Source organism: Rhodococcus sp. Q, from assembly GCF_005503035.1.
Classification (GTDB): Bacteria; Actinomycetota; Actinomycetes; order Mycobacteriales; family Mycobacteriaceae; genus Rhodococcus_G.
This window is the reverse complement of record NZ_SCOY01000002.1, coordinates 135,510-157,631: the sequence shown is the minus strand read 5'-3', so window position 1 is coordinate 157,631 and position 22,122 is coordinate 135,510. Positions and strand designations below refer to the sequence as shown.

At 69.3% G+C, this 22,122-nt stretch carries 15 protein-coding genes and 1 tRNA gene; 4 read left to right on the top strand and 12 right to left on the bottom strand.

Annotated features, from left to right (window positions below; translation table 11 throughout):
• Positions 1 to 6 precede the first annotated feature (6 nt).
• From FFS72_RS03005 to FFS72_RS02995, 3 genes are read right to left on the bottom strand one after another with little or no spacing between them, the layout of a single operon-like run.
• Entirely contained in the window at positions 7 to 1,230 is a 1,224-nt protein-coding gene (locus FFS72_RS03005; RefSeq protein WP_137872552.1) for a heparan-alpha-glucosaminide N-acetyltransferase domain-containing protein, read from the bottom strand.
• 1 nt (position 1,231) lies between these two features.
• Positions 1,232 to 1,915 (bottom strand): BPL-N domain-containing protein, encoded by a 684-nt coding sequence (locus tag FFS72_RS03000; protein ID WP_212744313.1) that lies wholly within the window; start codon positions 1,913 to 1,915, stop codon positions 1,232 to 1,234.
• Positions 1,912 to 5,829, bottom strand: coding sequence for a Pls/PosA family non-ribosomal peptide synthetase (locus FFS72_RS02995; protein WP_249353087.1), 3,918 nt, complete (start codon positions 5,827 to 5,829; stop codon positions 1,912 to 1,914). The genes FFS72_RS03000 and FFS72_RS02995 overlap by 4 nt, the downstream gene beginning before the upstream one ends.
• A gap of 453 nt (positions 5,830 to 6,282) precedes the next feature.
• Here FFS72_RS02995 and FFS72_RS02990 point away from each other — a divergent pair, with 453 nt between their 5' ends.
• Positions 6,283 to 8,736: a helix-turn-helix transcriptional regulator gene (locus tag FFS72_RS02990; protein ID WP_171018538.1), complete on the top strand. Its 2,454-nt coding sequence runs from the start codon at positions 6,283 to 6,285 to the stop codon at positions 8,734 to 8,736.
• Here FFS72_RS02990 and FFS72_RS26730 read toward each other — a convergent pair.
• The 3 genes from FFS72_RS26730 to FFS72_RS02975 all read right to left on the bottom strand — a co-directional run bounded on the left by FFS72_RS26730 (position 8,733) and on the right by FFS72_RS02975 (position 12,368).
• Positions 8,733 to 9,863 carry a BPL-N domain-containing protein gene (locus tag FFS72_RS26730; protein ID WP_249353086.1) on the bottom strand — a complete coding sequence of 377 codons (1,131 nt, stop codon included), beginning with the start codon at positions 9,861 to 9,863 and terminating at the stop codon, positions 8,733 to 8,735. The genes FFS72_RS02990 and FFS72_RS26730 overlap by 4 nt on opposite strands.
• Positions 9,864 to 9,935: 72 nt before the next feature.
• A complete protein-coding gene (locus FFS72_RS02980; protein WP_137872549.1) occupies positions 9,936 to 10,973 on the bottom strand; it encodes a nucleoside hydrolase in 1,038 nt (345 codons plus the stop codon).
• 57 nt (positions 10,974 to 11,030) lie between these two features.
• Positions 11,031 to 12,368: a CoA transferase gene (locus tag FFS72_RS02975; RefSeq protein WP_502704072.1), complete on the bottom strand. Its 1,338-nt coding sequence runs from the start codon at positions 12,366 to 12,368 to the stop codon at positions 11,031 to 11,033.
• A 31-nt stretch (positions 12,369 to 12,399) separates the two neighbouring features.
• Between FFS72_RS02975 and FFS72_RS02970 the strand changes: the two genes are divergently transcribed.
• Positions 12,400 to 13,101, top strand: coding sequence for a lysoplasmalogenase family protein (locus tag FFS72_RS02970; protein ID WP_137872548.1), 702 nt, complete (start codon positions 12,400 to 12,402; stop codon positions 13,099 to 13,101).
• Here the strand turns inward: FFS72_RS02970 and FFS72_RS02965 are convergent.
• The 4 genes from FFS72_RS02965 to FFS72_RS02950 all read right to left on the bottom strand — a co-directional run bounded on the left by FFS72_RS02965 (position 13,082) and on the right by FFS72_RS02950 (position 17,742).
• Complete coding sequence (locus FFS72_RS02965; RefSeq protein ID WP_137872547.1) at positions 13,082 to 14,320, bottom strand: saccharopine dehydrogenase family protein; 1,239 nt, start codon at positions 14,318 to 14,320, stop codon at positions 13,082 to 13,084. The genes FFS72_RS02970 and FFS72_RS02965 overlap by 20 nt on opposite strands.
• An 11-nt stretch (positions 14,321 to 14,331) precedes the next feature.
• Entirely contained in the window at positions 14,332 to 15,852 is a 1,521-nt protein-coding gene (locus tag FFS72_RS02960; protein ID WP_137872546.1) for a glutamate-cysteine ligase family protein, read from the bottom strand.
• Between the two features lie 132 nt (positions 15,853 to 15,984).
• Positions 15,985 to 17,439 (bottom strand): SDR family NAD(P)-dependent oxidoreductase, encoded by a 1,455-nt coding sequence (locus FFS72_RS02955; protein ID WP_137872545.1) that lies wholly within the window; start codon positions 17,437 to 17,439, stop codon positions 15,985 to 15,987.
• A gap of 217 nt (positions 17,440 to 17,656) precedes the next feature.
• Positions 17,657 to 17,742, bottom strand: a tRNA-Leu gene (locus FFS72_RS02950).
• 215 nt (positions 17,743 to 17,957) lie between these two features.
• On the opposite strand from FFS72_RS02950, the gene FFS72_RS02945 reads away from it, so the two are divergent.
• Together FFS72_RS02945 and FFS72_RS02940 are read left to right on the top strand one after the other, a co-directional pair.
• Positions 17,958 to 19,286 carry a M20/M25/M40 family metallo-hydrolase gene (locus FFS72_RS02945; RefSeq protein WP_050064551.1) on the top strand — a complete coding sequence of 443 codons (1,329 nt, stop codon included), beginning with the start codon at positions 17,958 to 17,960 and terminating at the stop codon, positions 19,284 to 19,286.
• Between the two features lie 11 nt (positions 19,287 to 19,297).
• The gene (locus FFS72_RS02940) at positions 19,298 to 19,831 is read left to right on the top strand and encodes a YbhB/YbcL family Raf kinase inhibitor-like protein (protein ID WP_137872544.1); all 534 of its coding nucleotides are present in this window, start codon (positions 19,298 to 19,300) and stop codon (positions 19,829 to 19,831) included.
• A gap of 47 nt (positions 19,832 to 19,878) precedes the next feature.
• Here the strand turns inward: FFS72_RS02940 and FFS72_RS02935 are convergent, their stop codons facing one another.
• The gene (locus FFS72_RS02935) at positions 19,879 to 20,949 is read right to left on the bottom strand and encodes a quinone-dependent dihydroorotate dehydrogenase (RefSeq protein WP_137872543.1); all 1,071 of its coding nucleotides are present in this window, start codon (positions 20,947 to 20,949) and stop codon (positions 19,879 to 19,881) included.
• Between the two features lie 56 nt (positions 20,950 to 21,005).
• Complete coding sequence (locus FFS72_RS02930) at positions 21,006 to 22,085, bottom strand: YncE family protein (RefSeq protein ID WP_249353085.1); 1,080 nt, start codon at positions 22,083 to 22,085, stop codon at positions 21,006 to 21,008.
• Positions 22,086 to 22,122: the final 37 nt, after the last annotated feature.

Here is a 22,122-nt window from a genome sequence, read left to right as displayed (position 1 = left end):
GGGGCCTCACGCGCGTCGCGTGCGTGCGACGCGGGACTCGACGACCCGGCGGACCCGGCTGGTCACGGAGGTGACCAGACCCTCGAGCGGGCCGCGTCCCGCGGTCGCCCGCCACGCGAGCGCCAACGTGCAGATCACCAGCGCTTGCCGCAGATACCCCTCGGTCGGGCCGTACAGGTCGAAGTCGGAGTTGATGAACATGATGTGGCCAACGTAGACCGTCAGCGACATCGTTCCCACCGCGACCAGGGGTGCGGTGACGACGCGCACCGTTCGGGCCACGGCCGGCCAGGTGATCTGGAACAGCATCAGACAGAGACCGAGGACGAGCAGCGAACTGCCGACAGTGTTCGCCAGGTCCAGCGGAGTTCCGGTGTGCGGGCCGTTGACGGCCAGCCACCACCAGGTGTCGGTGGGAACGGTGCCGTCCGAGCCGAACGTGAGGATCTCCTCGATTGTGTCGGGATCCGAGACGGCCTCGATCCGGCTCAACCCCTCGAACGGGTGCAGGAACATCCACGACACGGTCGCCGAGAGCGACACGAGCAGCGCGCCGACGCCGACGAGCCAGGCGGTGACCCGAATCGACGAGAGGTCGAGTCGGCCGACCACCATGCCCACGACCACATAGGTCATCCACACGAAGGCCGGGAATTCGCCGGTGAAGCACAGGTTGGCAAGCGACTGGAGCGGTTCGACCAGCACCGTCTCCCAGGACACCTGCCGGGTGAACGGTGACGGCAGGTGGGGGCGTACGAGTTGGCTGAGTACCGGTGTGAGCACGGCGAACACGAGGGCCAGCACGGCCAGCGTGCGGGTTCCCAGGTACACCAGCGGGACAGCGAGGAGGAACATGACGGCGTAGTAGGGCAGGATCACCACCCCGTAGTCGATCTCGGTGTATCCCAACGACAATCCGATCACCGCGAGCATCAGCGCGCGGGCGGCGAGCGAGGCGGCGGTCCCGAGGGACTGTCGTCCGCGCGGGAGTCGGCGCCGACCGGACAGGAACGCGATCGCGACACCGGCCAGCAACGCGAACATCGCCGAGGCGTGCCCGGCCGACACCGTGTACGACAGCGTGGCGCGCCCCTCCTCGTCGTAGTCGTTGAGGGAGTGCACGGCGATCATGCCGAACACGGCCAGCCCGCGAGCGAGGTCGATTCCGCTCAGGCGAATCCGTCGCCGTGGCGGCGTGGCGGCGACGGGTACGGCGGTTTCGGTGGTCATGTCAGCTCATCACCGCATCGATCAGGTCGAGGCCGGCGGCGGTGCCGACGTCGGTGGGGGTGGACAGGCCGGAGTCGGCGAACCACGCGTCGTCCGCCTCGGGATGGGGGCCGACGACGCCGACACGGCCCGCGCCGAATCGCGCGGTGAGTGCGGCGACCTCACCGTTGGCGTACGCCGCGAGGACGTACATACCGGGTGTGAAGTGGTGCGGCAGCTCGAATGTCGGTCCGTCCTGGAAGTACATCGGCTGCGGGCGTCCCCGCCACCGCACGTCCACGACGCGGGCCTCGGTGCCGGGGACCTCGGAGCGGGGTGTCGCGATGTACTGGTCCGTGTCGCCGGGGAGCAGATCGAAGCCGGGAGTCGAGCCTGCGAGGTACCCGCCGAGGCAGAACCCGAGGTATCGTCCGCCGCCGCGGACGTAGTCGCGGACGACGTCGCGGTGCCTGCGCATGCGTCGCCACGCCGGCAGCAACTCGTCGCCGCCGGGCTGCGCGTACACGGCTGCGCACCCGAGGATCTCCGGGGTGAGGTGGAGGTATTCCCGCGGGCCGACATAGTGCACGTCGAAGTTCCAGCGGCTCCGCGTCAGGAGCGCCGCGACGGACTCGGCGCAGCCCGGCAGGGTGGCTCCCGGGCCGCGGTAGACCAGTGCCAGTGGGCGGCGCGGCGAGGACCTCACGTGCGAACCGCCTGGGCCGGAACACCTTCCCAGCGGGTGCCCGCGGGGAGTTCGTCGCCCTTCATCAGCAGTGAGAGGGCCGCGAGTTCGGCGTGGTCGCCGACCACGGAGTCGTAGAGGACGACGGCGCGGGTGCCGACGGTGGAGGCGGCGCCGACGGTGACCGTCGACATCTTCATGACGCGATCCTCGAACAGGTGGGTCTGCAACGACACACCGGCACCGATCACGGCATCGTCGCCCACCCGAACCAGATCGAATTCGGTGAGATAGGTGGTGCCGATCCAGACGCGCCTGCCCATTCCGGCACCGAACCAGCGCAGGATCATCGGCAGGTAGGGAGTGCCGGTCAACTGGTTGAGCAGCACCGGGACGGCGGCGGATTCGTACATGCCGGTGGCGAATTCGGATCGGCGGACGAACTTGGCCCACAGCGGCTCCACCCGCGGCCGGTAGGTGCCGACGAGGTTCTTCTTCACCGCGGCGGAGAACAGGACGACTCCGAGTGCGGTCGCGAGTGCCAGGAACGGTGCGGTCAGGACGGTCCAGAGCAGGGTACTGCTGCGCGCCGTCAGCGACAGACCGAGCAGGTAGAAGTACAAGCTGACGCCGATCACCGTGGGTGGCAGCACGATCCGGAAGAACTCGATCCACCAGCGATGGGCGACCACGCCCCGGTCGGGTGTGAAGGTCTCCGCCTCGTCGTACTCGCCACTGTCCTGACGAACAGGAAGGTGGAACGCGGGGTTACCGAGCCACGACGTGTCCGGCGGCACTCCGTCGGCGGGTGGCACGGTCAGCACCCCGACGAGTGAGCCGTCACCGGTGCGCATGCCGCTGGGGAGAACCGCGGCATTGCCGATGAACGCCCGGGTGCCGACCGCGGTCGGGGCGAACATCATTCGGCCGTTGCAGAAGGCGCTGCCACCGAGGCTCGCCATGTCGGCGACGAAGCTCTCCTCGCCGATGGTGAGCAGGTCGGGGTCGATGTGCGACACGGTCGAGACCTCCGCGCCGCGCCCGACCTTGGCGCCGAGAGCGCGCAGCCACGGCACGGTGTAGAGGGTGGCGTACAGCGTGTTCGTGTACAGCAGGCTCATCTCGAGCAGCTTGTCGGTGGCCCACTTCCGGACCCCGAGCACGGATGCCGCGGGGAAGGTGCCAACCGGCAGCGCGGGCAGGATCAGCTTCTTGCCGAGCAGGACCACCGCGCAGACACTGGCGACGTAGACGGCACCCGACACCAGCGTCGCGAGCAGGGACGCGATCATCCCGAACTCGAGCAGGACCGCCCACACCAGCACCAGACTCGGGACGATGGTGGCGATGGCGAGTGCTTCCAGCGCCACGACCCCGACAGCGGTCAGCAGCAGTAGCTTCGGGCCCCAGCCGGGCGGAGGGGGCTGTGCGGCCATGGATTCGAGACGTGCGTCGAGGGCCGGGACGCGCTGCGGCGGTGATCCCGCCCATCGGGTCCCGGGTGGCAGCGCGACGCCCTCTGTGAGCGCGGACTGGTCACCGAGCATCGTGCCCTCGCCGACGGAACTGCCCGCTTCGAGGACGCTGTTGGAGGCGACGTAGGCGCCCGCACCGATGACGATCGGGGCCACGATCACGTCGCGCCCGACGACTCGCCACGGCCGGACATCGGTGTTGGTGCCGACGGACGCCCCGTCGCCGATGTCGACCAGCGCCGGGAACGAGATCGTCGACGTTCCGATGTGGGTGTCGCGGCCGACCCGGGCGCCGAGCGCGCGCAGGAACGGAGCCATCAGAGGCGAACCGCTCAGCACCGGCATCGGGGCGAGCAGCATGAGGTGATCCACCATCCACAGGCGCAGATAGGTTGTGCCCCAGAGTCGATAGCGGCCGGGGGTGACCCCGACCGACAGCGGCCTGATCGCGAGGACCGGCAGCACCCAGCGGACCACGAGGTAGGACGGAACGGTGGCGATCAGCAGGTCGACGAGGGCGTCGAACGACGGCTGGCCGTGGTGGGCGTGGTAGACGATGGACACGGGGATCGTCACCACCAGCAGAACCAGCAGGACGAACAGTCCCTGGACGGCGCCTGCGGTGCGGATGGTGGCGTTTCCGATCGGCTCGTCGCCCGGCTCGTCCACCGGCGGACGAGGGGGAGTGGGCGGCCCGCCCGCGCCGTACGAAAGGTCGTGGGGGAGCGCGCCTGCCATCGCCCGGATGGTCGGGTTGGCGTACACGTCTCTGATCCCGGCGGTGGGGTGCATGCCGCTCTCGCGCAGCCGGGTCACCAACTGTGCGGCCGCAAGGGAGTGTCCACCGAGTTCGGTGAAGAAGTCCGCCTCCACCGAGACGTCGTCGGCGGGAAGTCCGAGCAGCGTCGCCCAGAGCTCCCGTAGGTCGTTCTCGACATCACCGTGCGCCCCGACGATCGGTCCGGTCGGGCCGGACAGTCGTCGACCCGACGGTGCGGGCAACTTGGGCCGATCGACCTTGCCGCTCGGCATCATCGGGAGTTCGTTCACCACGTCGAGAAAGGTCGGGACCATGTAGTCGGGCAGGCGCCGGCCCGTCTCGTCGGCGAGACGGGCGAACAGTGCATCGATCGTGGCCGGGGAGGCGCCCGTTCCCGGCATCAGCACCACCCACGCGGCGAGTTGTTCCACGTCGGCGACCGTCACGAGTGAGACGACCGCACTGGCAACGCCGTCGTCGACGAGCAGGACGCTCTCGATCTCGCCGAGGTCGACGCGGTGACCGCGGATCTTGACCTCGCTGTCGGCGCGGCCGAGGTATTCGATCTCCCCCCACTCGGTCCACCGTGCGAGGTCGCCGGTGCGGTAGAGGCGCCCGTCGATACCGCTCTCGGGGACGTGGAGGAACTTGTCGGCGGTGAGATCGGGGCGGCCGACGTAGCCGCGCGCGACTCCGGGACCGCCGATGCACAGCTCGCCGACCTCGCCGTCCGGGACGACGCGCCTGTGCTCGTCGAGGATCACGCAGGAGTACGTCGGAAGCGGCACACCGATGGTGACGGGCCGCCCCGGTACGAGCTCGCACCAGGTGGCGGTGACGGTGGCCTCGGTCGGTCCGTAGGTGTTCAGGATCCGGCGACCGGGTCGGCCCCAGCGCTCGACGAGTTCGCGGGGACACGCCTCGCCGCCAACGAGGATGTTGCGCAGCAGCGGCAGCTCCCGCGGGATCGTGGCGAGCAGGGTGGGGACGCAGTAAAGCACCGTGACGTTGTTGTACTCGAGGAAGTCGGCGAGTTCACCGCCGAGCCGCCCCGCCCCGATCGGTCCGGGGACGAGGGTCGCGCCGACGGCCCACGTGGGCCAGATCTCCTCGATCGAGAAGTCGAAGGAGATCGTCATGCCCTGGTACACGCGGTCGGTGGGCTGCACGTCGTAGACGGTGGGCACGATGTCGAGGAAGTTGCAGATGCTGGACTGCGCGACCTCGACACCCTTGGGGCGTCCGGTCGAACCGGACGTGTAGATGATGTACGCGGCCGGATCCCGGTGCGTCACCTCGAAATTCGGTCGTGTCACGGCATGGTGTGCGATGAGGTCCGCTTCGCCGTCGACTTCGGTCCAGGGGACGCCGAGCGGTGCGAGCAGGCCGGCGAACGACGTGCTGGTGATCACGAGGTCGACGCCCGCGTCGCTGGTGATGTAGTCGACGCGGTCGGCGGGGGAGGCGGGATCGATCGGTACGAACGCGGCGCCTGCTTTGAGCACGGCGAGCAGCGCGACATACGTGTGGGGGGATCGTTCCAGCAGGATGCCGATGCGTGCACCGACGTCGATGCCGACGCTGATCAGGTGGTGGGCCAGCTGATTGGCCCGCCACTCGATGTCGGCGTACGTGAAGGTATTGCCCTCGCAGAGCAGGGCGATCGAATCCGGGGTCCGGTCGGCCGTCGCCTCGAACACGTGTTCAAGGCGACGCCTGGTCCCGGCGACGGCGGCGGACCTGCCGGTCGCCCGGGTCGGGTACGGGCCAGACATCCGGATCCTCACGGTAGCGAACAAGAGTCCAGTCAACGTGTAGCTAACTGGGGGTTGGGCGGCGGTCAGTCAAGCGCGTTCCGACATGAAGGACGAGTGTCCATATCGTGGGAAGCGCTGGGGTGGCACGCTCGATGTCGGGGTGGGCGCGCGCGGTTTCTCGGATCGTTTCCTGCAGGAGTACTCGCTGGGAGAGTGCTGCAAGGACCATCCCGGTCAGGTGTGAATCTCCGTGTGGCTGCCGAAGGAATCACCCGTGAATTCACCCACTCGCCGACGTGGACGTGAGCGCACTCACGATCCGGGGGTTGATGAGGTGCGACCTGCAGGTATCGGTAGGCTATTTCGGACATGTCGGACGGTTCGAGGGGGTGGGAGATGACTGATGTCCGGGTTTCGGCACGTCGGTTCCGCCTGCTTCGCAGGCTCGACGAGTCGCCACTGACCGTGGTGTGGGGACCGGCCGGATACGGCAAGACCGAGCTCGTGGAATCGTGGCTTGCGCACCGCGCCGATATCGCCGCGCGCCGAATCGCGGCTCCGGGCCCGGCGACGGGGCCGGACGCGTACTGGGCTGCCGTGGCATCTGCATCTGCGTCGGCGGGGGTTGCGGACGCGATGGTCGTTCTCGACCTGCCGGAGAAGGGCCTCCTCACGAACATCGGTGTGAGGCTGAGGGATCTTCAGGTCCGCTACCCGACCTGTCGATTCGTCCTGACCACGCGGGACGGGTCGGTGTTCGACGACCGGTTCCCGTCGTCCGGAGTGTCGGTGGTGATGCCCGCGGAACTGGAGTACACCCTCGACGAGGTCGCCGAGTTGCTCGCCGATCGGCATCCCTCCTCGAGGAGGGCCGCGCGCGACGTGTGGCTCATGACGGGAGGGCACCCCGCGCTGGTTGCGTTGGCGGAGAACGTGCTCCGTGTCTACGGGAAGGACCTCGAGCTCGAACGAGAGCGCGCCTGTCTCGCAGTGGAGGTGCAGGTCGACCGGTACGTCGACACCAACCTCCTCGAGCCTCTTCCTCCGAGTCTGCGCGCGGCCGCCCGGACGGTGGCTGCGGTCCGGCGGGTGACCGAGACGGTGGTGACGATGCTCCGCGTCGACGACGCCGAGAAGACGATCGCGGCGCTCGAATGCGCCGGGCTGCTGTACCGAATGCCGCCGTCGCCGGAGTCGTACCACGTGTTTCCCGCCGCGATTCGCCGATCGCTGCGGCGTGGAGCGATGCGTGTGGGAACGCAGCCGCCGCCCGAGGTTTCGGTCGCCCTCGCGCGGTGGTACGAGGCAGTCGGCGATCCTGTCGAAGCGTTGCGTCATGCCACCGAGGGGCAGGACTGGGATCTGGTCGTGGAGGTGCTGGCGGCGCACTGGGTCGAGATCACCGCCACCAGGTTCGGCGTGCTGTTCCGTGCGCTCTGTGGGTTGCCCGAGCATGTGCTCCGATCACGTCCTGCGATGCTGTATGCGCGTGAACTGGCGGTGCGGATCTCCTCCGATCTCCGACCCCTGCCGCGTTCACTGCCCGAGGTGATTTCGCCTGATTCGGACATCGACGGGCAGGACTCGTTCGACCTCGCCCTCGCACCCGGCGTGCTTCGTTCGATACTGATGCGCTGGATCGGCGTCTACGACGAGGCGGTTCGCGACCATGCCGAACTCGTCGACCTCGCAACCCGAATCGAATCCGAGGCCGCCGATCAGGGCATGCGGCCCGACCTGGCTCCGGTGTGGACGCATCTCGGTTTGACCAGTGAGTACCGCGGCGACCACCAGAGGGCCGCGGATCTGTTCGAGCGCGCCGTGACGGTGTGTCCTCGCGGTGCCGGCGACTTCGCGGCGCGACAGGCCGCCGGGCAACTGGCGCTCCAGCAGGCGGTACTCGGTGAGGGTCGCCGCGCACAGCGCTGGATCGAACAGGAGTCCACATTCAGCAGCGTCGCCGGATGGCTCGGGACCACGATCGAATTGCCTGCGATCACTGCACGGGTGATCGTCGCGCTCGACCGACTGGACGTCGCCGCTGCCGAACACGTTCTGACGACGCTGCCTGAGCTGACCGGCAACATCGAGAACTGGGCGTTCGTGGTGTACGCGCGGGCCCAGTACGAGCTGATGCGCGGTCGACCCGAGGCAGGCCTCGACCGCGTACAGCGGCATCGGGCCGAGTTCGGGAAGTGGCTCGGCCCAGCAGCATTCGCCCGTCCGCTGCTCGACGCCGCGGAGATGGACCTGAATACGGCCCTGGGCGCGGGCTCCGATGTGCTGGAGCGGGCCGAACTCGTCAGCGGGCCGCTGCACCCGTTGGTCCGGTTGTCGACGGCTCGTGCGGCGCTGCTGACCGGGAACACCTCGACCGCGGCGAAACACGCAACCGCACTGACTCGTCGGCGGGGGATCTACACGAGGGTGCGGCTCGAGGCGTTCCTGATCGAGTCGATGGTGTCGCTCGGCGCGGGTGAACGAGACGCTGCCCGCGTCGCCTGGAACCGTGCGGTGGCGCTGTCGGAGGACACCGGACTGGCGCGGCCGTTCACGACCGTGCCGGCCGAGATGCGGAGCGCGCTGTCCGAGTTCGGCTTGCCGCCTGCCGATGTCGGAGCGCAGGGGTGGGCACCGTACCCGCCGCCGGCGCCCGCCGTGCGCTTGACCGAGCGGGAGCTCGCGGTGCTGCACGGACTGGTTCGCGGCGACCCCGTCGTCGACATCGCGAAATCCTTGTTCGTCTCACCCAACACGATCAAGACGCAGCTCCAGGGCCTGTACCGCAAGCTGGGGGTTCACTCTCGGGGCGATGCGGTCCGCGAGGCGAGGCGGCGAGCTCTCGTCTAGGAGGCAGGCGCGGGCGCTCCGGCTCCGATGCGAATGACGAAGTGCCGCACGAACGGGAGGTCGGCGACCAGGCCGAATGGCCACGGCAGCTCCGGCGGTTCGGGTGCGGTCACCGCCGGTGCGGCAGGAACGGCCGGCGGTGCCGGAACGGCCGGTGCAGCAGGAACGGCCGGAAGTGCAGGCAAGCCCGGAAGAGCAGGCGAGGTCGACTGCGCGGTGGTCGGGGTCTGGATCGCGGCGCCCGACACGGGCATCGCGGAGGCGGACGGGATCGCCGGTGGGAGTGGGAGCACGGGAAGCCCGGGGACGACGGGTGCCGGTGCCGGAACAGGGGACGCCGTCGGCGTCGGGACCCGTCCGGACGTGTTGCCCTGCACGGTCGTTTCGATCAGGTCGTATGCGAGGTGCGGGTTGACCGCACCGTCCGGCGACAGGTCGTCGTCGACGAACCAGCTCCGGTCCGCCTCGATGTGGGGTCCGGTCACACCGACTCGCCCCTTGCCGTGATCGACGGCGAGCGCGGCGATCTCGCCTCCCTCGTAGGTTGCGAGGATCGTTGTGGAGTCGTCGGGCTCGATGTCGAATCCCGGCGGATCCTGGAAGTAGGTGGTGTACTCCTGGCCGCGCCACACCACCGTCGACCGGGCGGGATCCTCGTTCCACACCGTCGCGCCGCGCTTGGCGCTGTACTGGTAGGTGTCGCCCGGCAGCAGGTCGTAGCCCGGGGTGGCGCCCGCGAGGTAGCCGCCGACACAGAAGCCCAGGTAGTTTCCGCCGCCCGCGATCCAGTCCTCGAGCAGATCGGCATACGGCCGCATCGCTTTCCATGCCGTGCTCAGGCTCGGTCCGCCCGGTTGCGCGAACACGGTGGCGCGCGCCAGGGTGGCCGCGGTGATCGGGGTGTCGTTCGGGCCGACGTACTCGACACGGAACTTCGACGGCGAGTTCCGGAGAACGGTGGCAACCGATTCGGCGGTGCCGGGTACGGAAGCCGGACCGCGGTACACGAGCGCGAGTGGCTGCTCAGGCGCGATCGGGACGGCGGCGTGCGCGGTCACCGCGGTCAGCGGGCCGAGCAGTGCGATCACGGCTGTCAGGACGATCAGAACCCGCCGGTGAGCGTGCACCGCACCTCGATTCGTTGCCGATTCACCACCGCCGCCACCATGCGACGATGCCCTGACAGTACAGCCGCGTCGTCAGCCTGGTGTGATGTGACGCACCGCGGGGCCTATCCGCTCGACGAGGTGATCGAAGAACGCGTCGGGGTCTGCGGCGACGGCGATCTCGGCGTTCGGCTCGCGTCCCCACATCCCGTGCCAGTCCGCGACGGTGCATCCGCGGGTCAGGGTGCCGTCGAGTTCGACGTCGACGGTGGCGGGCCGGGTCCGAGCCCACGTCGGGTCCAGCGCCAGTGCAGCGGCGAACGGATCGTGCATGTGCGCGAGGAAGCCCTGACCGTGGTCGTCGTGGAAATGCAGGTAGAACCGGATCGCGTCGAACAGTGTGCGCAGCACCGGATTGCTCGTGCGTGACCGGGTTCCCGGTGGGTCCTGCGCGGTGATCAGCTCGGCGGGCTCGCTGCCCGCCGCGACGGCGAGCCTGCGCAGGTGCTCGGGACGCATCTCGATCGTCTCGGTGACGTCCAGTGGGCACACGATGGGGCGGCGGTCGGCGGGGGCGTCGGAGAACGCGTCGAACACCGCCTTCGCGGCCTCCGGGTCGACGGAGATGTTCCATTCCGACTTCGGGGTGGTGTTCCCCGGATGGTTGAACGCGCCTCCCATGATCACCAGCCGCCGGAGCAGCCTCGGCAGTTCGGGCTCGATGCGCAGTGCGAGTGCGAGATTCGTCAGCGGACCCGTGACCAGTCCGGTCACCTCACCGGGACGAGACCGGGCCTCGTCGACCCAGGCCTGGGCGGCACTGCGCTCCGCGAGTGGACGCGACGACACCGGAAGGACGGCATATCCGAGTCCCTGCGGGCCGTGCGTGTCCTCGGTGGTGCGAAGGTCGCCGACGAGGGGGACGGCAGAGCCGAGCGTGACCTCGATGTCGGGCCTCCCGCACAGGTCCAGCCATGCGAGGTTGTTCGCGGCGACCTGTGCGGTCTGAACGTTGCCACCGGTGCTCGCGACGGTGAGGATCTCGGCATCCGGGCTCGCGACGAGGTACAGCAGCGCGAGTGCATCGTCGATTCCGGTGTCGACGTCGACGATCAGCGGCACGGTGGGCATGGCAGTCATCCTCCCAGACCGTGCGCCGGGTAGACGGCGGCGCTGTGCCGCGGCCACTCAGACCCAGTGCGGCGCATCGGCGCCCCAGTCGTGGGCAGGGAACGGATACTCGGAGTACCCCGGCAGCGCGGGCCGAGCCGTGGTGATCGCCCCGTGGGTGATGGCGGCCGACGGGCCGACGGCGAGGGGCTGGGCGGGCGAGGCGACACGGCCCGGCAGATCGAGGAGCGTGCGTGCCGTCCGGGCCAGGGACACAGACACATCGCGTCCCCGCGCGTCCGCGTCGCGGCGCGTGACGGCATCGACGATTCCTGCGGCAAGGAGGTATCCGCTCGCATGGTCGAGCACCTGCGCGGGAAGGACGCCCGGATGCTCGCCGCCCTCGACCAGGGCGATCCCCGACGCCGCCTGCACGATGCTGTCGAAGCCCCGGCGCGACGCCCACGGACCCCGGTCGCCCCACGCGCTGACCGATGCCCGCACGAGGCCCGGTGCGTCCCCGGTCAAGTGAAAGCGATCGAGGCTTCCCGGCCGATAGCCGGTCACGAGCACGTCGGTGGTCGCGACGAGGCCGCGCATCGTGTCCAGATCGGCGGCGGTGGTCAGATCGAGCAGCGTCGACCGCTTGCCCTGACCGGTGTCGCGGTGCTGCCAGTCGATCTCGTGCAGGTGCGGGGGATCGACGCGGAGGACCTGCGCACCGAGCAGTGCCAACGCGCGCGCGGCGACCGGACCGGCCAGCACCCGCGTCAGATCCAGCACCCGCAGGCCCGCGAGCGGGCGAACCGGATCCGCCACCGACAGGGCTGCGCCCGAATGCGCGCCGGTGGCCGTCATCGCCACCAGCGGACCCGCGGACGCGGCGAGCGATTGCGGGTGCGCCGCCCACTCCTCCTCGGTCCGGACCCGAGTCGCCACCGCATCGGCGTCAGCACACCGGTTCTCGACGTCGCTCGCCGACAGTTCCCCGATCCGGACCGACAGCATCCCGGGATCGGCGTCGGCCGGGAGATCCAACGCCGCGAGCAGTCTCGTGCGGTGGTGCGGATAGTTCGCGTGGGTGCGCACCCAGCCGTCCGCCGCCGCGAAGAACCCGGACATCGGCGCGAATCCCTGCACGGGCTCGCCGCCGATCCGCATCAGCCGGTCCGCGGTGAAGGACGCTGCGATCCGCTCGGCATCGAGTACCCACGTGTGCGGGTCGCGTCCGCGCGAGACGAGCAACCGGTTCACGGCCGACGCGAGAGCGCCGACGGAACCCGCCGCCAACGCCGCCGCAGGCAGTCTCGCGGCCAGGGATCCCGACGGCACCGGATACCGCACCGAGCCGGGGTCCGCGGATATTCCGCAGCCCCGCTCGTACTCGTCGTGGACGGCTTGCGGTGATGCCACGATCGAACGGTACCGCGCGGCATACGATCGGCCGATGATCCTCGACGTGCCGTCCCGCCGCGCCGCCACCGTTGCCGCGGTCGTGTTCGTCGCCGTTGCCGCCGTTCACCTCGTCGCGCAGCTCGTGGGCGCGGACGGGGTGGCGGACGTCAGCCAGTGGTTCCTGATGCCGCTGCTCGGCGCGACGCTCGTCGCGGTCACCACGTCACCCCGGTCGCGGCTGGTGCGGATCGTGCTGGTGGCGTTGGCGTTCTCGTGGCTCGGTGACACCGCACCCGATGCCTTCGACGGTGACGCCGCGTTCCTGGTGATGATCGGGTTCTTCCTGCTGGCGCAGCTGGCGTACATCGCCGCGTTCCTGCCGTATCGGCATCGATCTCTGCTGCGGCGTCCCGGTGTCGCCGGATACGTGCTGGCCGTTGCCCTCCTCGTGGCGGCCTGCGCGCCCGGCGCCGGGGCGCTGCTCGTCCCCGCGCTGGTCTACGGCCTGTGCCTCGGCGCGATGGCGGTGCTGTCCACCGGGCTCGGCGCGGTCGCCGGGGTCGGCGGGGCGCTGTTCCTGCTGTCCGACGCGATGATCGCGCTCGGCGCGTTCGCCGACTGGTTCACGCCGCCCACCGAGGGCTTCTGGGTGATGCTCACCTACATCGCCGGACAGTCGCTGCTCGTGTACGGCGTCGCGGCAGCCGACCGGGCCGCCGCGACACCGCGGGCCGTCAGTTCCGTCGCACGCTGATCTCGAAGCCCGCTCCGCGGAGCCGGTCCACGAGAGCGTCGCCGATCGCCGTCGCCGGGGTCAGCACACCCGCCGCATCGGGAAGCTTGTCCCGGTCGAGCGCCAGCGCCAGCGCCGACTCTCCGAGCATCACCGCCGTCGCCTTGTATCCCGGATCGCCCTGGGCGCGCATCCGCGAGGCGTAGCGGGCACCGGTGGTCGTGGTGGTGTAGACGTCGGTCGTGAAATGCCCCGTGTTGCGGGTCTTCTCGCTCGGACCTTCGCCCGGGTCGGGGAGGAGCCGGTCGAGCAGCTTCCTCGTGGGGCCGAACGCGAGGCCCGCGACCAACCCGCCGAGGCCTGCGGCGACACCGGCCGCCACGACGGGGGACAGCCACGACTGCCCGACACTCGTCACCTCCCGGTACCGAAAGGTGCGACCGTACGCCCAGCCGAGCAGGGCGTTGCTACGCCGGACCACACGCGTGTTCACCGACGCCATCGGGTGAGGTGCCGTCACGCCCTTCACGTTCGGGGCGATTTCCGACCCCTTGACGAGGGCGCTGTCGGACTGTCGGCCGAGGTCCGGTTCCGCAGCGACGTCGGGGCTCAGCGAATACGGCTGCAACACCATCGACCGCGTCCGCTTGTCGGACTTCGCGGCGTCGACGACGCCGCGCATCGAGTCGATCGTGCCGCCGCTGACGCCGCCGCGGAACGACGAGAGGACCAGCGTGGTGTCGGCGAGCGTTCCCTCGCCGTCGGCCGCGACCTGCTCGTGCAGGACGTGGACGCCGATGTCCGAGGGGACGGAGTCGAAACCGCAGGAGTGCACGATCCGGGCACCGCTCGCGGCGGCGACGTCGTGATAGCCGTCGATGGACGCGCGCGCGAACTGCACCTCGCCCGTCAGATCCGTGTAGTCGGTGCCCGCTTCCGCGCAGGCACGAACCAGATCGATCCCGTACCGGGCATAGGGGCCGACGGTCGTCACCACGACGTGGGTGGCGTTCGCCAGGGCGGTGAGCGAGTCGGGATCGTCCGCGGACGCGATCAGGATCGGCCATTCCGACGCACCGGGCAGCGTCTCACGGATCCGTTCCAGCTTGTCGCGGGACCGGCCTGCCAGCCCGATACGGGTGCCGTCCGGTGCGTTGCGTGCGAGGTAGTCGGCGGTGAGGCGGCCGACGAAGCCGGTGGCGCCGTAGACGACGACGTCGAGGTCGCGGGTGCGTGTCATGGGCGGCAACGTTACTCGTTGGTCAGGTGGTGTCCAGGGCTGTCCCACGTGTGCACCGGGGCGTCCGAGTGCATCCGCTCGAGGTAGTCCGCGACCATGCCTGCCAGTGCGCGGTCCCGGTCCTCGCCCGCGGCCTCCCGCGCCGCGACGGCGTCCCGCTGCCAGCGCGCGCCGTTGCGCCCGGTTCGGCAGCGGTCCTCGACGACACCCAGATAGGTGTCGCGAACGCGCGGGTCGACGCCGAGCGAGTCGAGGCCGGCGTGCGCGAGGGGAAGCAGCGTGTGGAGCACCAGGTCCGATGGCGACGTCCATCCGCGATCCGGCCAGTACAGCCGCGCGCCGAAGCCGTGCCGGGCGCCCTCCTGCAGATTCGCGGCCGCCGCCTCGAACGGCATCCGCGACCATGCCGGCCGTTCCGCCCGGGCGAGCGCCCGCACTGCCCCGTAGTAGAACGCCGCATCGGCGACGGTGTCGCGGACGGTCGGCCCGGCGGGCAGGACCCGATTCTCGAGGCGAAGGTGGTGGTCGGTGTCGGTGGTGTCGTAGATCGGGCGGTTCCAGCGGTAGATGGTGCCGTTGTGCATACGCAACTCGGCCAGTTCCGGGACTCCGCCTGCCGAGATCACGGCGTGAGGGTCCTCGTCGGTGCACTCCGGGAGCAGCGCCGGGAAGTACCGCGAGTTCTCCTCGAACAGGTCGAAGATCGACGAGATCCAGCGTTCCCCGAACCACACCCGAGGGCGCACTCCCTGATTGCGCAGTTCGAGGGGGCGGGTGTCCGTAGCCTGCTCGAACAGTGGGATACGCGTCTCGTGCCACAGCGCCCGCCCCGCGAAGAACGGCGAGTTGGCCGCCATCGCCACCTGTACGCCCGCCAACATCTGCGCGGAGTTCCAGTGCGCCGCGAACTCTCGGGGTGAGACCTGAAGGTGCAGTTGCGTCGACGTGCACGCGGCTTCGGCCAGGATCGTGTCGGTCACCACCGCGAGGCGTTCGCCGTCCGGCTGCTGCGCCAATGCGACACCGGCGATGTCGAGTTCGATGTCCTCGCCGCGGGCCGCGAAGATCTGCTGGTCGAGGGCGGTGTATCGGGGATCGGACGACATCCAGCGTTGCTGCAGGTGTTGCTTGCGCAAGGTCGGGAGGATGCCGATCAGGGCCAGGCGCCCGCCCACCGCGGCGGCCCGGTCGTTCGCCTGGTTCAGTGTGGTGCGGAGCTCGTCCTCCAGGGTGGCGAGGTTGTCGCCGTCGAGCCTGCGGGGTGCGACATTGACCTCGATGTTGAACTGGCCCAATTCCGTCTGGTAGGCCGGGTCCGCGATGGCGTCGAGAACCGACGTGTTCACCATCGCCGGGTTGCATTCTCCGTCAACCAGATTGAGCTCGACCTCGAGGCCGACGGTCGGTTCGGCTCCCGCGTCCTCCTCGCCGGCCAGGAGGTCCGCGAGCGCGTCGAGGCAGGCGTGGACCTTCTCGCGGAACACCTGCCGGTCCTTGCGGGTGAACACCAGACTGGTGACTTCACGGCCCATGCGGAACTCCCTCGATCGTTCGCGAACGCGTACCAGGAGTATTGACCGGATCCTCGGGTTTCAACCGTATCGCAGGTCGGTGAGCTGCGGGGCGTCGCCGCCCCGCAGCTCACCGTGGCCCGGACAGGTGGTTCACCAGGCAGAGGGCACGAAGTCCTTGAGGAAGCAGCCGTGCAGGTCCACGCCTGCCTCGCCCTGGACGATCGGGTCGTACACGCGGGCGGCGCCGTCGACGAGGTCGAGCGGGGCGTGGAAGCCCTCCTCCGCGAGGCGCAGCTTCGTGTAGTGGGGACGCTCGTCGGTGATCCAGCCGGTGTCGACGGCGGTCATCAGGATGCCGTCCTGCTCGAGCATCTCGGTCGCGCTGGTCCGCGTGAGCATGTTCAGTGCGGCCTTCGCCATGTTGGTGTGCGGGTGGCCGGGCCCCTTGTACCTACGGGAGAACTGGCCCTCCATCGCGGACACGTTGACGACGTACTTGCGGCGAGCCGGTGAGGCAGCCATCGCGGGACGAAGCCGGTCGACGAGGATGAACGGCGCCACCGAGTTGCACAGCTGCACCTCGAGCAACTCGATCGGATCGACCTCGCCGACGTTCTGCACCCAGCTGTTCGTGTGCGCGAGGTCGGGCACGAGACCGCCGGCGTCGATCGCGATGCCCTGCGAAATGCGTTCCGGGGTGGCCGATCCCGCGACCATCGCGAGTTCGCTGACCTGGTGGACGATCGACTGCGTCGCGGCGGTAAGCGAACTGGCGAGGGCGGCCGGATGCGCGTCACTGGTCTTGCCGAACGTCACGACCTCGGGCAGCGCGCCCGCGGGCAGCGGACCCGACTCCGCCTCGGCGAGTGCGGAGTAGGCGCCCGGCGACCGACGCACGGTCTGGGCGGCGTTGTTGATGAGAATGTCGAGCGGCCCCTGCGCCGCAACATCGTCGGCGAGCGCCACCACCTGAGCGGGGTCGCGCAGGTCGATTCCGACCACACGAAGACGGTGGATCCAGTCGGCGCTGTCCTCCATCGCCGTGAACCGGCGGATCGCGTCGTTGGGGAAGCGGGTCGTGATGGTGAGGTGGGCGCCGTCGCGCAGCAGGCGCAGTGCGATGTACATGCCGATCTTGGCCCGTCCACCGGTCAGCAGTGCCCGCCGGCCGGTGAGGTCGGTGCTCGCGTCCCGCTTGGCGTGGCTGCGGGCCGCACACTCGGGGCACAGCTGGTGGTAGAAGGCGTCGACGACTGTGTAGCGCTGCTTGCAGATGTAGCAGGGGCGGGGCCGGATCAGCGTGCCTGCGGAGTCGCCTGCCGTCGGGGAGGAGATGAGCACGCCCGCGGTCTCGTCATCGATGCGGTTCGGGGAACCGGTCGCGGTGGAGGCGACGACGGCGCGGTCGGCGGCCGACTTCGCGTCGCGGGTCTCGATGCGCTTGCGGCGCTTGAGGCGCTTGAACATCTTGCCGCTCGCGCGCTGCAGCGCGACCGAGTCGGGATGTTCGGAGTCGAGTTCTCCGGCTTCGGCGAGGACCCTCAGACAGGTCTCCAGATCCTTGGGGTCGATTCTCTCCGTGTCGGTGGAGTCGATACCTGTCATCGGTTGTGCCATCGGTGGGGTGCTCGGTTCCTGGATCTCGTGGGTGATTTCGGCCGCAGTTCAGCCGTCGGCCGCGACGGGCGGCCGCGATCAATTCTACCGACTCGCGCGGCCACCAGCAGATTCCCCTGGTCGCACCGCGAATTCGCAAGGCGCACAACAGAAGAAGGCCCCGGACTCGCGTCCGGGGCCTTCTTCTGTCTGTCTCAACTCAGAGTGCGCGAGGGGGGACTTGAACCCCCACGTCCATTAGTAGGACACTAGCACCTCAAGCTAGCGCGTCTGCCATTCCGCCACTCGCGCTTGCACACTCTTTGTTCTGCTCGCTGCTCTTCGCTGCGTGCTGGGAAAGATTAACCCACCCCGACCCAAAGGCCAAAATCGCCTCGTTGTCGCTGGTCAGAGGGGGTGAATTCCCGTCGGCTCCGCGCTGAGGGTGGTGTGACGGGTGGTAGGAAAGGGTGGTGCCGCACATCGAGAACGCAGAGAACCCCGAAAACGCCGTCCGGTCCGGAGAAATTCGCAGTCGAGCCGAGGCGGAGGTCGTCGACCTCGTCAGCGCGCTCATCCAGTTCGACACCTCCAACACCGGTGACCTCGCCACCACGAAGGGTGAGCGCGAGTGCGCGGAGTGGGTCGCGAGGAAGCTGGAGGAGGTCGGCTACGAGACGGAGTACGTCGAATCGGGTCAGCCCGGCCGCGGGAACGTCTTCGCACGTTTGCGCGGCGCGGACCCGTCGCGCGGAGCCCTGCTGATCCACGGCCATCTCGATGTCGTGCCCGCCGAACCCGCCGACTGGAGCGTGCACCCCTTCTCGGGCGCCGTGGAGGACGGATACGTGTGGGGCCGCGGCGCGATCGACATGAAGGACATGGTCGGGATGACGCTCGCGCTGGCCCGACAGTTCAAGGCAGAGGGGACCGTCCCGCCGCGTGACCTGGTGTTCGCGTTCCTCGCCGACGAGGAGGCGGGAGGCACCTGGGGATCGCAGTGGCTGGTGAAGAACCGCCCCGACCTGTTCGAGGGGATCACGGAAGCGGTGGGGGAGGTCGGTGGGTTCTCGCTGACGGTCCCTCGGCCGGACGGCACCGACGCACGCCTCTACCTGGTCGAGACCGCAGAGAAGGGCCTGGGCTGGATGCGCCTGACTGCCCGGGCTCGCGCAGGTCACGGCTCGTTCCTGCACGAGGACAACGCCGTCACCATCCTGGCGGAGGCGGTGGCGCGACTGGGGCGCCACACGTTCCCGCTGGTCGTCCCCGACTCGGTGGCCGAATTCCTCGGTGCGGTGTCCGACGAGACCGGCCTCGATTACGACCCGAGCGCACCCGACATCGACACCACGCTGCAGAAGCTCGGCACGATTTCGCGGATCATCGGCGCGACACTGCGGGACACCGCGAACCCGACGATGCTCGATGCCGGCTACAAGGCCAATGTCATCCCGCAGACCGCGACGGCCGTCGTGGACTGCCGGGTGCTGCCCGGGCGGCAGGCCGAGTTCGAGAAGGAAGTCGACCGGTTGATCGGGCCGGACGTGACGCGGGAGTGGATCACCAAGCTGGATTCGTACGAGACCACCTTCGACGGACACCTGGTCGACGCGATGAACGCGGCGATCCTCGCGCACGATCCCGACGGACGTACCGTGCCGTACATGCTCTCGGGTGGTACTGATGCAAAAGCGTTCGCCACGTTGGGGATTCGGTGCTTCGGGTTCGCGCCGCTGCAGCTTCCCGCGGACCTCGACTTCACGGCACTGTTCCACGGAGTCGACGAACGAGTCCCGGTGGACGCACTAGAGTTCGGCACGCGGGTGCTCGAGCACTTTCTGTTGAACAGCTGAGAGGACACTTCATGGCTCACGATCCCTACGCCGACCTGCCGGACCTGCCGACCTTCTCCCTGACGTCGGAGCAGATCTCCGAGGGGGACACGGTGCCCACCAAGCAGCTCAGCGGCATCTTCGGGGTGCCGGGCGGCCAGGACGTCTCGCCGCAGCTGTCCTGGTCCGGGTTCCCTCCGGAGACGAAGAGCTTCGCGGTCACCATGTTCGATCCGGACGCCCCGACGGTGTCGGGCTTCTGGCACTGGGCTGTCGCGAACATTCCGGCGTCGGTCACCTCGCTGGAGGAGAACGCGGGCGACGAGGGCGGATCGGCGCTGCCCGAGGGTGCGATCACCCTGCGCCACGACGGCGGCGGCCACCGCTTCCTGGGCGCGGCTCCGCCGAAGGGCCACGGCGACCACCGCTACATCTACGCGGTGCACGCCCTCGACGTGGAGACGATCGACGGCCTCACGGCCGACTCGACGCCGGCCTTCCTGGGCTTCAACCTGTTCGGGCACGCCATCGCCCGCGCACTGCTGACGGTCACCTTCGGTCACTGACCTCACAGGGTGAGGGGACCGGCAATGGTTCCCTCACCCTGAGGTGATCAGGGGCGGGTGCCGGCGCCGACCGCGTCGGCGAGTGAGGCGTAGCCGCCCTCGCGGACCTTGCGGGCCAGCCCCTTGTGAATCCGCTTCATCCAGAACGGGCCGCCGTAGATGAACCCGGTGTACGCCTGGATCAGGGATGCGCCCGCGAGGATGCGCTCCCATGCCTGGTCGACGGTCTCGATGCCGCCCGCCGACACGAGCACGATCCGGTCACCGACCCTGGCGTGCAGTCGGCGCAACACCTCGAGTGAGCGCTCGGCGACGGGTGCGCCGGAGATGCCTCCCGCCCCCAGTGCCGCGACCTCGTCCGCGGGGGTGTTCAGCCCATCGCGCGAGATGGTGGTGTTGGTGGCGACGATCCCGGCCAGCCCCAGTTCGACAGCGAGGTCGGCGACCGCGTCGACGTCCTCGTCGGACAGGTCGGGGGCGATCTTCACCAGCACCGGCACGTCCACGCAGTCGAGTACCGCCGCGAGGATCGGGCGCAGCGACTCAACGGCCTGCAGGTCCCGCAGACCGGGGGTGTTCGGGGAACTGACGTTGACGACGAGAAAGTCGGCGAGCGGGCCGAGCAGGCGGGCACTGGTCGCGTAGTCGTCGGCGGCGTCCTCCGCGGCCACGACCTTCGTCTTGCCGATGTTCGCGCCGATCGGCAGCGTCGTGATGCGCTTGCGCAACTCGTTCGCCGCCGGACCGGCGCCGTGGTTGTTGAAACCCATGCGGTTGAGCAGTGCCCGGTCCGCGGGCAGACGGAACAGGCGCGGCGCGGGATTGCCGGGCTGCGCCTGCGCGGTGACCGTCCCGACCTCGGCGTACCCGAATCCGAGAGCGCCCCACACGTTCACACCGGTGGCGTTCTTGTCGAAGCCGGCCGCGAGGCCGAGTGGTGCGGGGAAGTCGATGCCGAACGCCCGGGTCCGCAGAACCGGGTCGGGGACGGTGAGGATCCGCGACACCACGGTCCGCAGCGGCGCGAGGGTGGTGACGAGACGCATCGCGAAGAACGCGAGATGGTGCACGCGTTCCGGCGGCAGCAGGAACATCAGACGCAGCAGCAGCTTGTACACGTTGGTGTCTCCAGGGCTAAGCAGATGGGGGCTGACGTAAAGGGGGGTCTGGTCGCTCAGTGTGCCGCGACATCGATGCGCTGGACCCCGTCACCGGTGCCGGACGCCACGAACACCGTGCCGGTCTCCGAGTCGACCGCGACCGAGTTGGGTTGGCGGACAGTGGGGTAGCGGTGCTTCTCGACGGGGCTGCCGGTCGAGAGGTCGAAGCCGATCACCTCGTTGGTGGCGGTGACGGTCACCCAGACCATGCCGGTGGTTGCATCGACCGCGAGCGCGTACGGCGAGTTCGCGACCGGGTACTTCTGATGCATCATCAGCGGATCGGCGGTGAAGGAGAGCAGTGCGCCGCCGTCGGTGTCGGCGACGAGGATGCGGCCGAAGTTGTCGGTGATCAGGTTCGTCGCGCCGGTTCCTGCCCGCAACGCCATACCGGGCCTGTCGTCGTCGAGGTTGATCTCGGTGACCGAGGTCTGCTGCCGGTCGAGGGCGCTGACCTCGTCCCCGACCACGCCGAGCGCGTCGACGGAGACGAGCCCGTCGACGGTGTGCGCGACCGCGCCGGAGTTGTCGATCTCGAGGACGTCGCCGTCAGCGGTGCCGACGGCGATGCGGCCGTCACCGAGCAGCGCGGTCGACTTCACGTCCGCGTCGACGGGAATCGTCGTGGCGGTGCCGTCCGCGATGTTCACCGTCGCGACCCCCCGCCCGGCGGGGACCGCGAGGACGCCGTCGCGCGGGGCCGACAGCGACGCGGTTCCACCCGGCAACGCCACCTCCCGCGGCGCCGCCGCGGGATCGGTTGCGGACACCGTCAGCAGGGTGCGGGCATCGTCTGTGAGCATCGCCACGGTCCCGGTCGACGGGTCGAACGTCGCCGCCGCGATCCGCTGCGCGAGCGGGGTCACCGTACCGGTGGGAGTGTTGGACGGGACGGGTGACTCGGCCGCGGTCGCCGCCTCGATCGTCTGGATCTTGTCGTCCCCACCGTCGCTGGCACAGCCGCTGACCAGCAGCAACGCCGCTCCTGCGAGTACGGTCGCGGTGCGTGCGCTCGGGCCCGGCATGTACGTCTCCTCACGGTGGTGGATCTGTTCGCGGTCGATGGCGAACGAGAGTCGGCCTCCAGCATTCACGATCGCCTCCCCGTTCCCCGAATCACCACCCCGTGAT